This is a genomic window from Arthrobacter sp. sptzw32, assembly GCF_059089735.1.
Genome location: NZ_JBNHEZ010000022.1, coordinates 1 through 590, shown reverse-complemented (window position 1 = coordinate 590; position 590 = coordinate 1). Strand labels below are relative to the sequence as shown.

Genomic DNA, 590 nt, shown 5'->3' with positions numbered 1-590 from the left:
ACGTTCGTGATGTGGGGCGGGCGTGAAGGCAGCGAATACGACGGGTCCAAGGACCTCGCCGCGGCCCTGGACCGGATGCGCGAGGGTGTGGACACCGCCGCGGCCTACATCAAGGACAAGGGCTACAACCTGCGCATCGCCCTGGAGCCCAAGCCCAACGAACCCCGCGGCGATATCTTCCTGCCCACCGTCGGCCACGGCCTGGCGTTCATCGCCGAGCTCGAACACGGCGACATCGTGGGCCTGAACCCCGAAACCGGGCACGAGCAGATGGCCGGGCTGAACTTCACCCACGGCATCGCCCAGGCCCTCTGGGCGGGCAAGCTGTTCCACATCGACCTCAACGGCCAGCGCGGGATCAAGTACGACCAGGACCTCGTCTTCGGCCACGGTGACCTCACCAGCGCGTTCTTCACCGTTGACCTGCTCGAGAACGGCTTCCCGGGCGGCGGGCCCCGCTACGAAGGCCCGCGCCACTTCGACTACAAGCCCTCCCGCACCGATGGCTACGACGGCGTCTGGGAATCAGCCAAAGCCAACATGAACATGTACCTGCTCCTGAAAGAACGCGCCCTCGCGTTCCGCGCCGA

General features: G+C 66.4%; 1 protein-coding gene. It reads left to right on the top strand.

Translation table 11 applies throughout. The features are described 5' to 3' along the window. Nucleotides 1–590 (top strand): TIM barrel protein (locus tag AC5RVN_RS17425; RefSeq protein WP_494138754.1); only part of this gene is annotated, 590 nt, incomplete at both ends.